The following is a 13,059-nucleotide window of genomic DNA, read 5'->3' as shown; positions in this document are numbered from 1 at the left end:
CAATTTGTCTTTATCATTAAGACAATATAATCAGGTCGATGTCTTCGGTCGACAGTTGTGCCAGCAGTTTGCTAAATGTATCCTTAGCAAGTAACATCCTTAAAAGAGATAATCGTGGTTTTCCAATGCAAACTGTGGTGATCTTGCGGAGCTCGCACAAAGCGATGATCTCTTTTGCCACACTGTGACTTTCTACTTTGATAATTTCTCCACCAAGTTCTGTCGCCAGTTTAAAGTTATTGATCAGGTGTCGTTGTTTGTTTAAGGCTATCCGATCTCCGCGCTCTTTTGGCAACTGTACATAGAGCAAAAACCAACTGCTATTATAATATCCTGCTAAACGTGCTGTTTTTCGGATGACGTTTTTTGCTTTTATTTCATTAGAACTTATACAAGCCAGGAAACGCTCCTTTCGCACCCATCGTTGGGGTTGAACTTCAATCTCTACTTTGCGTTGAACCTGGGAGGCAACTTCCTTCAAAGCCATTTCACGCAATTGTAAGATATGTTCGCTTTTAAAGAAGTTTTGAAGCGCTGCCTGAATTTTTGACGCGTCATAGATCTTGCCCTCTTTTAGGCGAATGATAAGCTCTTCTGCAGTAAGGTCAATATTAACGACTTCATCTGCGGAATCAATAACACTATCGGGAACACGTTCTTGTACTTCAACACCTGTAATCGCTTTGACCTCTTCGTTTAAACTCTCAATATGCTGGATATTAACAGCGCTGATCACATTAATCCCCGCTTCAAGAATCTCCATAACATCCTGCCACCTTTTGGTATTTTTACTGCCTTCAATATTTGTATGTGCCAACTCATCGATTATAACAACCTCGGGATGTGAATTCAAGACAGCATAAAGGTCCAGTTCCTCCAACTGTTTGCCTTTGTAAAAAAGATGGCGTCGGGCGATAAGGGGTAGACCGTCGAGCAATTGATGTGTTTCCTTCCGATTATGTGTCTCAATATAGCCAATACGCACATCGATTCCTCCCTGTAAAAGGGTATGTGCATCCTGTAACATACGGTATGTTTTTCCTACGCCTGCACTCATACCGATATAAAGTTTGAAGCGACCTCTTCTCGATTTCCGAATAAGGTCCAAAAAGTGTTCAGCGCTTTTCCTCTCTTCCATTTTTATTGCCTTTCATTTCAGAAGGTTCCTGCCGATCCAACACACGGCAGGAACGATTGTTTTTAAAAACTAACGGTAAGTGCTGTTACAGCCGTTACACTATTTTTCACCAACTTATTTGTCCGATCAAGGAAAATAGCATCTTTATTCGTGAGATTACGTAGTTCCGTACGCCAAAGAACATTGGGAAGAATTGCATAATCTGCATTTAAAGAATAGCCAAACGTTTGAAAACCTTGATCTGTAGTCGTAGAAACGATCACACCATGCTTATCGTTGTAATATTCTCCTCTTGCTGTTAAGCTAAATTTTTCGGTCGTCGCGTATCGTGCAATTAACACTGGGGTGTACCATACATTGTACTTCGAACTACCTTTTGCTTTTTGTTCCGCTCCAATATCAAATCCGAATGTGATTCCCAGCTTTTCGTTCATTTGATAAATTGCATATAGGTTATGAAAATAGCGCATCTGTCTGACGCTATCCGCTTTGTCACTGCCTATAAAAGAACCACTATTGATGGTCCATTTATCTGTCGGTTTATAGACCAATTGATGCCCAAATGCTGGTAAACTGCTACCATCTACACGTTGAATCCGCTGCCATCCGTTTAAAATCAGCCCACTTAAAAATAGTTTTCCCGATGCGGATGTATAGGATATTTTTGCTCCTGTTTCAAAATAAGGTGAATTATCCGCAAAAATACTCCTTGTTACAGTCCAATTATCCTTTCCTATAGCGCTTTCAAAGCCCAAATGGGAAGAAAATATGCCAGCATCGATCCATAAATTATGTTTTTTCGAGATACGTATACCGGCGTTCGCTTCGTAAATATTTTTTAAGACTCCGGGTTCCGTACCGTAGTTGGCATTCATATATGTACCAACACCTAAAGCAAGATTTGCACGGGTATTTGTTGTTTCGTATGCAGCTTTTAAAAGTGCCAAGTTTATGTTTACTTCATTCGTCCTATTGTGACTATATACAAAGCCTGGACGTGTATTTCCAAGAGGATTGTTAAAGTCCCGAAGGTAATATGCTTCAAGGTAACCACTGATAGACAATCGGGTATTTTGAGTCGTATCTTGCTGTGCAAATAATTGTGTTGCCCCTGCGAGTAAACAGGCCAACATCGCTAGTTTTTTCATGTAAATTGTTCTTATAAAATGTATATCGATGACCCTTTAGGTCAATTTTATTTTTCAACCATCTTGTCCAAAGCAATATTTAGTTCAAGGACATTGATTTTGCGAGGTCCAAACATATTCCATAAAGGCGTCTGAACGTGGGCATCAACAAGAGACTGTAGGCTATTTACCGATACACCTCTCGCTTTCGCAACACGATCAATTTGTATTTTTGCGGCCTCGATGGAGATATCTGGATCCAAACCACTACCACTGGCTGTAACAATGTCTACCGGTACCTGTTCGCGTTTTACAGTAGGATTGTGAACTAAGAAAGTATCGATACGGGCCCTAACTTCCGAAAGATATTCCCCATTAGAGGGTCCTTTGTTACTTCCACCCGATCCAGCAGCATTATAACCAACAGCTGAAGGACGCGACGAGAAGTAATCATCCCGCGTAAAGGCCTGTCCAATATTTCTGTAATACTTTTGCCCATTGTACTCAAGCATTTCCCCTTTTCCATGATTGGGTGCTATTTGAGCTATTGCCCATACGAGGGCTGGATATACCACTGAGAGCAGGAGCAATAAAACAATTGTAATCTTTATTGCCGGATATATATGTGTTTTCATCTTTGCTTTTATTATTAAAAATGTATTAGATAAATAGGGAAACCAGTAGGTCTATGACCTTGATACCAATAAATGGAACGAGTACTCCACCAAGTCCAAAAACGAGCAGATTTCTCCGTAACAGTGCGCTTGCACCTATAGGTTTGTATGCGACTCCTTTCAATGCCAAAGGAATCAGTAATGGGATAATAATTGCGTTAAAGATGACAGCTGATAGTATGGCACTTTGTGGACTACTGAGCTGCATAATGTTTAAACCTTGAAGTGCGGGTATTGCTGCAATAAACAAGGCCGGAATGATAGCAAAATATTTGGCGACATCGTTTGCAATACTAAACGTCGTTAGCGTACCTCTGGTCATCAACAATTGTTTGCCTATCTCCACAACCTCAATCAGTTTGGTTGGATCATTGTCGAGATCGACCATATTTCCAGCCTCTTTTGCAGCTTGTGTACCGCTGTTCATCGCTACACCAACATCGGCTTGTGCAAGTGCCGGAGCATCGTTTGTACCATCCCCCATCATGGCGACCAATCGTCCATCAAGCTGTTCTTTTTTGATATAGTTCATCTTGTCTTCAGGTTTCGCTTCGGCTATGAAATCATCCACTCCAGCTTTTTCCGCAATATATTTGGCCGTCAACGGATTGTCTCCCGTCACCATAACAGTCTTGATACCCATTTTTCGCAACCTTTCAAAGCGTTCATGAATTCCGGGTTTTATCACATCCTGCAATTCTATGACACCGAGAACCTGTTCATTCTCTGCAACGACCAATGGGGTTCCCCCATTTTGAGAGATAAGCTTTACGCGTTCATCTATTTCCTGAGGAAACAGATTTCCAGCCTTTACAATGATATTCCGAATAGCATCTGTTGCACCTTTACGAATACGTGTCTGTGCAAAGTCTATTCCTGAGCTACGGGTCTCAGCGGTAAACTTAATGAATACAGGGTTTTCGATCTTATAGCTCGATGGGTCGACACCAGCCAATTCGACAATTGATTTCCCTTCCGGTGTTTCATCCGCCATGGAGCTCAATGTGGCTACACGTACCAGAGCTTCCTTCAGGATGCCATCTGCGGAGTAAAAATTTGTCGCCTTACGATTTCCGATCGTAATAGTTCCAGTTTTATCAAGCAACAAGACATCAATATCTCCTGCCGTTTCAACTGCCTTGCCACTTTTTGTTATAACATTTGCACGAAGTGCACGATCCATTCCCGCAATACCAATTGCCGATAAAAGACCTCCTATTGTTGTTGGAATCAGACAGACAAAAAGTGAAATAAACGAAGCAATGGTGATACCAACATTGGCATAATCCGCAAATGGTTTTAAGGTCACCGTTACGATAATAAATACAAGTGTAAAACCTGCCAGAAGGATTGTTAATGCAATCTCATTAGGTGTTTTTTGGCGGCTTGCCCCTTCTACCAATGCGATCATCTTATCCAAAAAGCTTTCACCCGGTTCTGTCGTTACCTGCACGACAATTCGATCGGACAAAACCTTGGTACCACCGGTAACTGAACTTTTATCACCTCCAGCCTCGCGGATCACCGGTGCTGATTCTCCGGTAATTGCACTCTCATCTATGGTTGCCAATCCCTCAATAATCTCCCCATCCAATGGAATTACATCTCCCGCCTGGCAAACAAAAACATCATCTTTTTTCAGTTGAGCGGACGAAACTACCCGACCATCACGCAGGGTTGCTGGAGTTTCCTCCCGAGTTTTCCGAAGACTATCTGCTTGCGCCTTACCGCGGGCTTCGGCAATTGCCTCAGCAAAATTTCCAAACAATAAGGTTAAAAATAAAATAAGAAATACCGTAAAATTATAACCAAGTGTACCTTGTGATTTTTCCCCAGTCATTATCCAAAGACAAACGACGGCCATAATCAGCGTCCCGATTTCCACGGTAAACATTACTGGATTACGGAACATTATTTTAGGATTTAGCTTCACGAAAGATTGCTTTAAAGCTTGTTGTACAAGTTCTTTCTGAAACAATGTTTGTTGATTGCTCATTTTTAGAATTCTTTAATTTTAAGTACTACATGGAAAAATATTCCGCAATTGGACCCAATGCCAACGCAGGGAAGAAAGAGAGTGCTGCAATAATCGCGATCACAGCGAATACCATTAAACCGAATGTACTTGTATCTGTTTTTAGCGTTCCCTCACCCTCAGGTATAAATTTTTTCTCAGCCAATAATCCCGCAATAGCAATTGGGCCTATAATCGGTATAAAGCGGCCGAGTAACAATACGATACCTGTCGAAATGTTCCACCAAATTGTATTATCTCCAAGACCTTCAAACCCACTACCATTGTTAGCTGCGGATGAAGTATATTCGTATAATATTTCACTAAAACCATGAAATCCAGGGTTATTCAATGTAGAAGCACCTTGGGCTGGAAACGCTGTAGCAAGTGCTGTACCGACAAGGATTAGAAAAGGATGGGCAAGAGCAACAATCATAGCAATTTTCATTTCCCGCGCTTCAACTTTCTTACCCATAAACTCTGGTGTGCGCCCCACCATCAAGCCACTAATGAAAACGGCGAGTATAATAAAAATGAAGAAATTGAGTATTCCCGCGCCTACACCGCCATAAAAAGCATTCACCATCATCGCTATAAGTTCGTTCATACCAGATAAGGGCATGTAACTATCATGCATAGAATTGACAGAACCCGTCGAAATCATCGTTGTAACAATACTCCAAAACCCCGATGCCGCTGCACCAATACGTATTTCCTTTCCCTCCATGGCGCCCATAGACGTGTCAATACCCATCTGTGCGATCGCTGGATTTCCAGCCATCTCCATTTTTATATTTGGTATTGTCAGGATGATAAACCCAATGGTCATCACACCAAACATCATCCATGAAAATTTACGCTTGCGAATAAAAAAGCCGAATGCAAATATCATCGCCATCGGGATAATAAACTGGGCAATCATTTCCACCATATTGGTCAAATAATTGGGATTTTCAAATGGATGCGCACTGTTCGCACCGAAAAAACCACCTCCATTTGTACCAAGATGTTTAATTGGGACAAAGGCAGCTACTGGTCCTCGGCTTACCTGTACGGTATCTCCAGCGACAGTAATCATGCTGTCCTTACCTTCGAAAGTCATCGGCATGCCTTGGAATACGAAGATGGCAGCAACCAAGACAGAGATAGGCAGTAAAATCCGGGTGCAAGACTTCACAAAGAAATCGTAAAAATTGCCCAATTGTGTTGTTGTCTTATCCCTGAAAGCTTTGAAAATAACCACTGCAGCAGCCATTCCCACGCCTGCGGTCACGAATTGAAGAAACATGAGCCAAATTTGTCCTAGATAGCTCACTCCTGATTCACCGGAATAGTGCTGGAGATTACAGTTGACCAAAAAAGATATACTGGTATTAAAGGCCAAATCAGCAGTCATTCCAGGATTCCCATCTGGATTTAAAGGCAAATGTCCCATATTCATCAGGATAGCCATGCTCAACAGGAACCACAGTAGATTAATTGTCAAAAGAGCAACGAGGTGCTGTTTCCAAGTCATCTGGAGGCTAGGATTAATTCCTGTCACCCGATAAAAAAATCGTTCCAATGGTTGAAACAATGGATCTAACCAGGTTTTTTCATTGCCATATACCTTAGCTATATATTTCCCAAGGGGAAGTCCGAGTAGTAATGTTACGATGAACATCACTATGATTCCAAGAATCTCTGTATTCATTTCTTTAGTTGATTTGTATAAAAAGTGTATCATGACCGATCGTCATCTAACCTCAAGCTCTTCTTTTCGCTATGTAACACGAAAAGAACTGACTGAAAGCGGGATTTCATCGCCGACGATAGAGAATGAGTAATCTTGTTATTAAAATTTTTCTGGCTTTAGAAGTACATAACAGATATATGCAAAAACCAGTAGTGCTACAATAAATAAAGCTGTCATTTACTTTGATATTAATAGATTATGAATTTGTTGTCCTTTAAGGACCTCTAAAAATGGTATTGGTAGCTGAGCTTCGATTACCGCCCATGCATTGACCGAACTGATGCGCCGAAGACCTCCTAAAGATCTTACAAAGAGATTTTCCAGAATGTATTTGACATAATGGTTTCCTCGCCCATAAATCATTCCGAGGAAATGAATATGCTGGCAAATTTTGTCCGTACTTTGCAATATAATTAAGCTCCGAAGGTGATTAATAACGGCCTGTAGGGCTCCTGCAAAATTGTGCTTCCGCAATAAGAAATTAATCTCTGATCGGATTTCCTTATAATGGAGCGCCATATACAAACCTGCACCGTATTGATTTAATTTTTTCATGTTGTGCGTAAAACTATACTTCAAAATCTAACCGATATAGAGTTGAAAAATCATTGCAATAATCAACACCACTACTATGATCTTCGCTATACGGTCTCCCGATAAATTATGTGCGGAACTTCTGCCTTTATTTTCTTGCTTCTCTTTCATATTATTTCTTTCATATTTTGCCGAAAAAATCGACCATTTTATAGAATAACCAGAAGAACAAAATTCCAGTTATGACGAGTATGATTGTTATTACCATTGTTAAATTTTATTAGTGAATCGCGATTTCATTTTGTTAAACTCAATTACATACCAGCAGCTTTACCGATCGTCCCTCTCGGAGGACTCTTGCCACATACTTTTCTTTTCCGTCCTGTTTTCATATTTACATTCATTTGTCCCAATAAGCCAAACAATGTTCCACTATGCCATAAAACACCATAACACACTGTTATTCAGATGTTATAAAAAATAAGCCACAAAATAGCATTGGCGAATCCTATCATTTTGATAAGGTTATTTTATCAAAATGAGAATGACTGTGCTGAAAATGTGATCAAATCATTATAATGTGTAACTTGTCATTTATACTTGAAAGGTGACCAAAAAACATAGAGGGTTTGAACCAGTCTATTCTATAAAATGACTGAAAAGAATGTTTTAAAAATTCATAAATGAATAGGAGAATAGGTGAACCTCCGAATGAGTATTAGCAGAAGTACTATGTAACAAATTTGCAAAGTAACATGAAATTATCGCCAAAAGTTCATATTAAAAATTATTTTAGGGGATACATATTAAATGGGAAAACTTATTAAAGAGACACTTATACAAATAAAAACAATGATAAACTTAAACCTTTTCAAAAAAATCATCTTATCGGTCTTTATGGGCTGTATTTTACTCTCCTGTCAAAATGAAAAAAGCAGTCCGAATACATTAACAGAAGAAGAGCAAAGTAACGGCTGGCAACTTCTATTTGATGGTACCACGCTTAACAATTGGCATACCTACAATAATAGTAAAAATGCTCCTACAGCCTGGGTCGTTAAAAATGGGACTATTTACTGCAATCCAAACAGTGAAAGCCAAAAATATGACTTAGTATCGGACAAAGAGTATAAAAATTATGAGTTTAAGTTTGAATGGAAGCTCGAAAAAGAGGGAAATAGTGGCGTTTTTGTCAATGTACAGGAAAGACCGGATATCAATGCGACCTACCATTCAGGACCAGAATATCAATTGTTAGCAGATTCCCATCCTGATTTTGATAAGCCGCTAAAGCGTTCCGGCTGTCTTTATACATTTCTACCGCAGCAGAACTTTGTCAATATTAAAGCACAGGATGATTGGAATGAATCCAGTATTATTCAGAAAGACGGAAAGGTAACGTTCTACCTGAATGGTAAAATCACTGCTGAAATGGATTTTAATTCCGCTAAATGGAAAGATTTGGTAAAACATAGTAATTTCAAAGATTATCCAGAGTTTGGTAAACATATTAGTGGGAAATTAGCACTACAGGATTGGTCCAGAGGTGTTTCATTTAGAAATCTAAAAATAAAGACCTTATAATAAAAAAGTCCTTAGCAGATGCTAAGGACTTTTTTTATGCAATAGCCTCAGCTCCGTTGTCCTACTTTACCGCCCTGCTATCTTTTTGTTCCGCTTTCATTCCCCACCTTGTCTTTGCCAATGAAATACGTCAGGAGTTAAGCTCTCCCATCGCTAGACATTCAGTCCTTAATAAAAGTGTCTGCACCTTGATTTGAAAAAGACGCCTTATACCCCCCAAAAACTCCACAAACCTTTAGCAGTCTAAAAGAATTTAAAATCAAAATACGAATTAAACAAGAAATAAAATACTATAAAAAATAAATTGTAGCGAATTAAATTTCAAAAACGTTATACAAAGTAAGTCACATAAAATCCTGACTTAACTATATTAATGAAGAAAATTATATTCATCGTCCTAGTCTCCCTGATTTCGTTGGAAGGATATGGGCAAGAAAACATGCAAAAAAAATCAGAAATTCGGGTGGGCTATGGCCTTATTCCAGTCCAAGAGATCGGTACAATGCTCGGTGAGGGAATATTTATGGGTTTACTCGGAAGAGAAGTAGAACATTCCAGCGGAACTGGCACATTTACTGCCGGGTATTCACGTAATTTAAACAAAAGACTGTCTATAGGCATCGACGGATTTTATGGTAAAAATACGGTTTCTTACAAAGATGATCTTGGGGATTCAAAATGGAATGTTTTTGGGGGACTTTTGAATATGCAATATAGCTATTTGAATAAAACTAAACTTAAACTATATGGAAAAGGAGGTTTGGGCTATGCAAAATTTAACAATAGACAAAAAGAAGATAGAGAAAGCTTCGGTGCGCTATCCTATCAATTTACACCGATAGCCATTCGTTACGGCAATAAAATAGGTGTCTATGGCGAATTTGGATTCGGTTACCTTGGTATTGCAAATGTCGGGATATCCTTCAAATTGTAAATTATCCAATTTTGGTGTTTCATTAACAGTTAAAACAAAACAAACAAAAAAATATTATGTTAAAACTTACAATATCAGTAATTGCTGTCGCACTCGCTGCAAGCAGTTGTTCAACAACATTAAATACGAAAAAAATGAATACGGATACAACTGGTCTTTCCGTAAAAATTCAATCAACAAATGCTATTGCAGTTAAAAATCCAACGGGCAAGATTCGTCTGTATGCAGTTTCGGCCCAGATAGCAGATGTACCAGCTACAATGATTCTGGAAAAGAGTTTTACAGCGAACCAGATACCTTTTGATCTCAAACTCGATTTACCTAAAAATCACCTTAAGCTCATCCAGCCTAAAGTCAGTGACGCTGAGCCCATAAAATACTACGTAACATTAGATTGGGATTCCAACGGAGACGGCGAAAAGGGAAAAGGAGATATTGCGATTGACTTCAACAAAAAGTTTCCTACCGTGGTCATTGGACAAGAAAATGAAATTTTTGTCGCAGATTCCAAATAATAAAAAAGTGTCCCAAGAGGTATTCGTCGGAGAACGAGATAGCTCTTGGGAAACCACACATCAATTAGCAGTTAACTACCGCCAGTCAATTCTTGTATCTATCCAAAAACAATCTCTATTCCGCCGAAATAAGTCGTCCGGTCTTTGGTGATTGTAGATAAGGTCTTCCAAGGCGTTAAAATTATAGCGAAACATGTCTTCATCTTTTGATTGAATGGGGCGCAGAATTGAATCTTCATCATCGATAAAAATGTCGGATTCAAAAATATTGATTCGATGCGCATTCACCCATGCAATAGCAGTCTCCTTACTCATGCGCTCCAATGCTTTGGTCGCTTCCTGAAATTGTTTCATTTCCCAGGGAAGATCTTCGGGATAATGTGAGGCAATATAGTCTTGATAAGCTTTTATATCACCTTCACGGAGACATTCGTTGCGAAGCAACAGCCTTGTTGTATCCCGAGCAAAGCTAATATACTCCGGTCGCATAAATAGGCCGTACCTTTTACTATACAATTCTATTTTTTCAGCTAGTTCTTGCCTCATAATTTAATTGCGCAGCAAAAATCATCCCAACCTACTCTCTTCTAAGGAGTTTAGACTAAAAAAAATAGATTTTATATATTTTTAACAATCCAATTGAAGAAAATTGAGCGCATATTCTATTTTTTTTATGTACACTGAGATAAATAACATTTCCGGTATTTTTAAAAAATCTTTAAGCCAATAATTCCTGCGACGATCAATGTTGCAGACAGGAGTCTAAATACATTGGCCGAATCTCCGAAAAAAAAGATTCCGACCATTAATGTGCCCACTGCCCCTAAACCTGTCCATACGGCATATGCTGTACCTATAGGAATAGTTTTTTGAGCATAAAATAATAATCCGCCACTAATGCTCATGGAGACAATAGCCAATAGGATCCAACCAAATTTATTTGAATCTGGCTGTTGAGCCATTTTTAATCCGAGCGGCCAGCCAATTTCAAAAATGCCAGCAATAATCAATGCAATCCAATTCATTTTCAATAGTTTAAATTTCTAAAGCAAAGATAATCGCTATATAAGGGGCATTTTTTGACTTATATCAAAATCGTGTACTTATCGTCGTATCCGGCTAAGCGTTTCCTGTGTAATTCCTAAATATGATGCAATATGACCAAGATTAATTCTATTTAACAAATTTGGCTGTAGGCGGATGAGAGATTGATATCGTTCTACTGCAGATTCGGTATGCAGGGACATAATCCGTTCTTCAAGAATAATACAAACCTCCTCAGCAATCTTTCGGCCTATAAGATTTAGTTCAGGATAAATCCTATACAATTCATTCAAATCGTCCACAGAAATTGCATAGATCTCGGAGTCTTCCAAAAACTGAATATTTTCAAAAGAGGGATTTTCAGTATAAACGGGCAAAATCGATCCAAAAATCTGGTTTTCCTCACCAAACCAACTGTTCATTTCACGTCCATTTTTAAAGAAATAAGCACGAATCAGTCCTCTACGCAAAACAAAATAGCTTGATAAATGCTGCCCTTCCCTCAAAAAATGCTCACCCTTTTTCTTAAAAAAATAACGAGTTCTATTTTCTACCGCTTTCTCAATTGCTTCATTGAGATAGCCATATTTTTTAAATTGTTCAATTAGGGGATTCATACTATTTTAGATTAAAATCATTCATAGTTTATCGAATTATCTGCTGGATTATACTTTAGAAGTTCTGTATATGCATCGCCTTCAATTCCCAATAGCCGACAAAATGCAGGCTCAGTTTTTACCCCGCTCCTTTTGAGCTGCCTGACCTGCTCAGCGAATTCTTCCCCCATCAATTGAATGATTTCATGCTCTTTAAGCATATGTAAATATCCATTCTGAATTTCAGTTGCTTTATCCGTTGCATAAATTTCAAAAAGCTGCTCCTCAATCGAGAAACTGCACACGATTACATGACCGGCAGCCCGCTGTAACCGAAAATGTGCATGCTGTGAAAAATTAAGAGACAGCTTTTCTTCAAGAGCATCAAAATCATCTACACACAGAATAATGTCTATATCGCTCCCATCAACATCTATCTGAATCGGTATCGTACCAACTACAATCGGACTGTAATCCTCAAGACGGTTAATAATCTGATAATCCCTCAGTAACCGATAGGCTTTTTTCTGCACTTCATTTCCACTATTCAAATAGTCTATATTTCTAAAATTTATGGTCATAAGCAAATAGATAATTCGATCGCATAAAATAGGTCTGAATATACTAAACAACAAAAGAAAATTGTAACTATATCATATAAAAAAGGATAAGTCTTGTATCTTTATTTGCAACACATCATTCATATGCAGGAGATCCAACATTTCTATCTGAACCAGAAAGAACCAAATAAAAGCTGTCTTTTAGCATTAAGACATATTATCCTTCAACAGGATGCGGATGTGAGTGAGACCATAAAATACGGTATGCCTTGCTTTTGCTATAGAAAAAAAGCATTCTGTTACCTTTGGACCGACAAACGGACTACATTTCCGTACCTACTGATGGTTGAAGGTAAACATTTGGACCAGGTACAGCTGGAAGCAGGTCAGCGTCTTCGGATGAAAACATTACCTATTGATCCACAGGAAGACCTTCCGATAGACACAATCGAAAGTATTCTGACGGCCGCCTTAAACCTCTATCGCAATGGCACAATTAAAATTAAAAAATAGCCCTCACCAGTGAAATAACCTATCATCAACCATCAAACGATAACCTATATAATTACCAAATGAAGGCTTCATATAGCAGCGATTGTGGAAA

At 38.8% G+C, this 13,059-nt stretch carries 16 protein-coding genes; 4 read left to right on the top strand and 12 right to left on the bottom strand.

Going from position 1 to position 13,059, the window contains the following annotated elements; translation table 11 throughout:
- Positions 1-16: 16 nt before the first annotated feature.
- The 8 genes from B4N43_RS21665 to B4N43_RS21635 form a co-directional block, all read right to left on the bottom strand.
- Positions 17-1,138 carry a histidine kinase gene (locus tag B4N43_RS21665; RefSeq protein ID WP_075993224.1) on the bottom strand — a complete coding sequence of 374 codons (1,122 nt, stop codon included), beginning with the start codon at positions 1,136-1,138 and terminating at the stop codon, positions 17-19.
- A gap of 62 nt (positions 1,139-1,200) precedes the next feature.
- Positions 1,201-2,286, bottom strand: coding sequence for a porin (locus B4N43_RS21660; protein ID WP_286736168.1), 1,086 nt, complete (start codon positions 2,284-2,286; stop codon positions 1,201-1,203).
- Between the two features lie 47 nt (positions 2,287-2,333).
- Complete coding sequence (locus tag B4N43_RS21655; protein WP_201667878.1) at positions 2,334-2,900, bottom strand: K(+)-transporting ATPase subunit C; 567 nt, start codon at positions 2,898-2,900, stop codon at positions 2,334-2,336.
- Between the two features lie 25 nt (positions 2,901-2,925).
- A complete protein-coding gene (gene kdpB / locus B4N43_RS21650) occupies positions 2,926-4,935 on the bottom strand; it encodes a potassium-transporting ATPase subunit KdpB (protein WP_286736167.1) in 2,010 nt (669 codons plus the stop codon).
- Between the two features lie 25 nt (positions 4,936-4,960).
- On the bottom strand, positions 4,961-6,646 hold the full coding sequence (gene kdpA / locus B4N43_RS21645) for a potassium-transporting ATPase subunit KdpA (protein WP_075993228.1): 1,686 nt from the start codon (positions 6,644-6,646) through the stop codon (positions 4,961-4,963).
- A 141-nt stretch (positions 6,647-6,787) separates the two neighbouring features.
- Positions 6,788-6,865, bottom strand: a complete 78-nt coding sequence (locus B4N43_RS25580; protein WP_075994865.1) for a potassium-transporting ATPase subunit F — start codon at positions 6,863-6,865, stop codon at positions 6,788-6,790.
- Positions 6,866-7,243 (bottom strand): DUF7674 family protein, encoded by a 378-nt coding sequence (locus tag B4N43_RS21640; protein ID WP_075993229.1) that lies wholly within the window; start codon positions 7,241-7,243, stop codon positions 6,866-6,868.
- Between the two features lie 27 nt (positions 7,244-7,270).
- Positions 7,271-7,393, bottom strand: a complete 123-nt coding sequence (locus tag B4N43_RS21635; RefSeq protein WP_257786997.1) for a hypothetical protein — start codon at positions 7,391-7,393, stop codon at positions 7,271-7,273.
- 681 nt (positions 7,394-8,074) lie between these two features.
- Between B4N43_RS21635 and B4N43_RS21630 the strand changes: the two genes are divergently transcribed.
- The 3 genes from B4N43_RS21630 to B4N43_RS21620 all read left to right on the top strand — a co-directional run bounded on the left by B4N43_RS21630 (position 8,075) and on the right by B4N43_RS21620 (position 10,255).
- Positions 8,075-8,806 carry a 3-keto-disaccharide hydrolase gene (locus tag B4N43_RS21630; RefSeq protein WP_075994866.1) on the top strand — a complete coding sequence of 244 codons (732 nt, stop codon included), beginning with the start codon at positions 8,075-8,077 and terminating at the stop codon, positions 8,804-8,806.
- Positions 8,807-9,179: 373 nt separating this feature from the next.
- Positions 9,180-9,740 (top strand): hypothetical protein, encoded by a 561-nt coding sequence (locus B4N43_RS21625; protein ID WP_286736166.1) that lies wholly within the window; start codon positions 9,180-9,182, stop codon positions 9,738-9,740.
- A gap of 56 nt (positions 9,741-9,796) precedes the next feature.
- The gene (locus B4N43_RS21620) at positions 9,797-10,255 is read left to right on the top strand and encodes a hypothetical protein (RefSeq protein WP_286736165.1); all 459 of its coding nucleotides are present in this window, start codon (positions 9,797-9,799) and stop codon (positions 10,253-10,255) included.
- A gap of 75 nt (positions 10,256-10,330) precedes the next feature.
- Here B4N43_RS21620 and B4N43_RS21615 read toward each other — a convergent pair whose 3' ends face one another.
- The 4 genes from B4N43_RS21615 to B4N43_RS21600 form a co-directional block, all read right to left on the bottom strand.
- Positions 10,331-10,801 carry a hypothetical protein gene (locus B4N43_RS21615; RefSeq protein WP_286736164.1) on the bottom strand — a complete coding sequence of 157 codons (471 nt, stop codon included), beginning with the start codon at positions 10,799-10,801 and terminating at the stop codon, positions 10,331-10,333.
- A 161-nt stretch (positions 10,802-10,962) separates the two neighbouring features.
- Entirely contained in the window at positions 10,963-11,280 is a 318-nt protein-coding gene (locus tag B4N43_RS21610; protein ID WP_153848385.1) for a DMT family transporter, read from the bottom strand.
- 78 nt (positions 11,281-11,358) lie between these two features.
- Positions 11,359-11,916: a Crp/Fnr family transcriptional regulator gene (locus B4N43_RS21605; RefSeq protein WP_286736163.1), complete on the bottom strand. Its 558-nt coding sequence runs from the start codon at positions 11,914-11,916 to the stop codon at positions 11,359-11,361.
- Between the two features lie 17 nt (positions 11,917-11,933).
- Positions 11,934-12,476: a DUF4269 domain-containing protein gene (locus B4N43_RS21600; protein ID WP_286736162.1), complete on the bottom strand. Its 543-nt coding sequence runs from the start codon at positions 12,474-12,476 to the stop codon at positions 11,934-11,936.
- Between the two features lie 123 nt (positions 12,477-12,599).
- Between B4N43_RS21600 and B4N43_RS21595 the strand changes: the two genes are divergently transcribed.
- The gene (locus B4N43_RS21595; protein WP_120332728.1) at positions 12,600-12,968 is read left to right on the top strand and encodes a DUF1801 domain-containing protein; all 369 of its coding nucleotides are present in this window, start codon (positions 12,600-12,602) and stop codon (positions 12,966-12,968) included.
- The last annotated feature ends 91 nt before the right edge of the window (positions 12,969-13,059 follow it).

This window comes from Sphingobacterium sp. UBA1897 (assembly GCF_002337775.1).
Lineage (GTDB): Bacteria > Bacteroidota > Bacteroidia > Sphingobacteriales > Sphingobacteriaceae > Sphingobacterium > Sphingobacterium siyangense.
The sequence above is the reverse complement of the archived record's forward strand: the minus strand, read 5'-3'. Positions and strand labels throughout refer to the sequence as shown.

Bases quoted from the DNA above. Each gene is read 5' to 3' on its own strand.
- B4N43_RS21665 (WP_075993224.1), bottom strand. From the start codon at position 1,138: ATGGAAGAGAGGAAAAGCGCTGAACACTTTTTGGACCTTATTCGGAAA.
- B4N43_RS21630 (WP_075994866.1), top strand. From the start codon at position 8,075: ATGATAAACTTAAACCTTTTCAAAAAAATCATCTTATCGGTCTTTATG.
- B4N43_RS21640 (WP_075993229.1), bottom strand. From the start codon at position 7,243: ATGAAAAAATTAAATCAATACGGTGCAGGTTTGTATATGGCGCTCCAT.
- B4N43_RS21600 (WP_286736162.1), bottom strand. From the start codon at position 12,476: ATGACCATAAATTTTAGAAATATAGACTATTTGAATAGTGGAAATGAA.
- B4N43_RS21635 (WP_257786997.1), bottom strand. From the start codon at position 7,393: ATGAAAGAGAAGCAAGAAAATAAAGGCAGAAGTTCCGCACATAATTTA.
- B4N43_RS21655 (WP_201667878.1), bottom strand. From the start codon at position 2,900: ATGAAAACACATATATATCCGGCAATAAAGATTACAATTGTTTTATTG.
- B4N43_RS21660 (WP_286736168.1), bottom strand. From the start codon at position 2,286: ATGAAAAAACTAGCGATGTTGGCCTGTTTACTCGCAGGGGCAACACAA.
- kdpA (WP_075993228.1), bottom strand. From the start codon at position 6,646: ATGAATACAGAGATTCTTGGAATCATAGTGATGTTCATCGTAACATTA.
- kdpB (WP_286736167.1), bottom strand. From the start codon at position 4,935: ATGAGCAATCAACAAACATTGTTTCAGAAAGAACTTGTACAACAAGCT.
- B4N43_RS21610 (WP_153848385.1), bottom strand. From the start codon at position 11,280: ATGAATTGGATTGCATTGATTATTGCTGGCATTTTTGAAATTGGCTGG.
- B4N43_RS21595 (WP_120332728.1), top strand. From the start codon at position 12,600: ATGCAGGAGATCCAACATTTCTATCTGAACCAGAAAGAACCAAATAAA.
- B4N43_RS21625 (WP_286736166.1), top strand. From the start codon at position 9,180: ATGAAGAAAATTATATTCATCGTCCTAGTCTCCCTGATTTCGTTGGAA.
- B4N43_RS21605 (WP_286736163.1), bottom strand. From the start codon at position 11,916: ATGAATCCCCTAATTGAACAATTTAAAAAATATGGCTATCTCAATGAA.
- B4N43_RS21620 (WP_286736165.1), top strand. From the start codon at position 9,797: ATGTTAAAACTTACAATATCAGTAATTGCTGTCGCACTCGCTGCAAGC.
- B4N43_RS25580 (WP_075994865.1), bottom strand. From the start codon at position 6,865: ATGACAGCTTTATTTATTGTAGCACTACTGGTTTTTGCATATATCTGT.
- B4N43_RS21615 (WP_286736164.1), bottom strand. From the start codon at position 10,801: ATGAGGCAAGAACTAGCTGAAAAAATAGAATTGTATAGTAAAAGGTAC.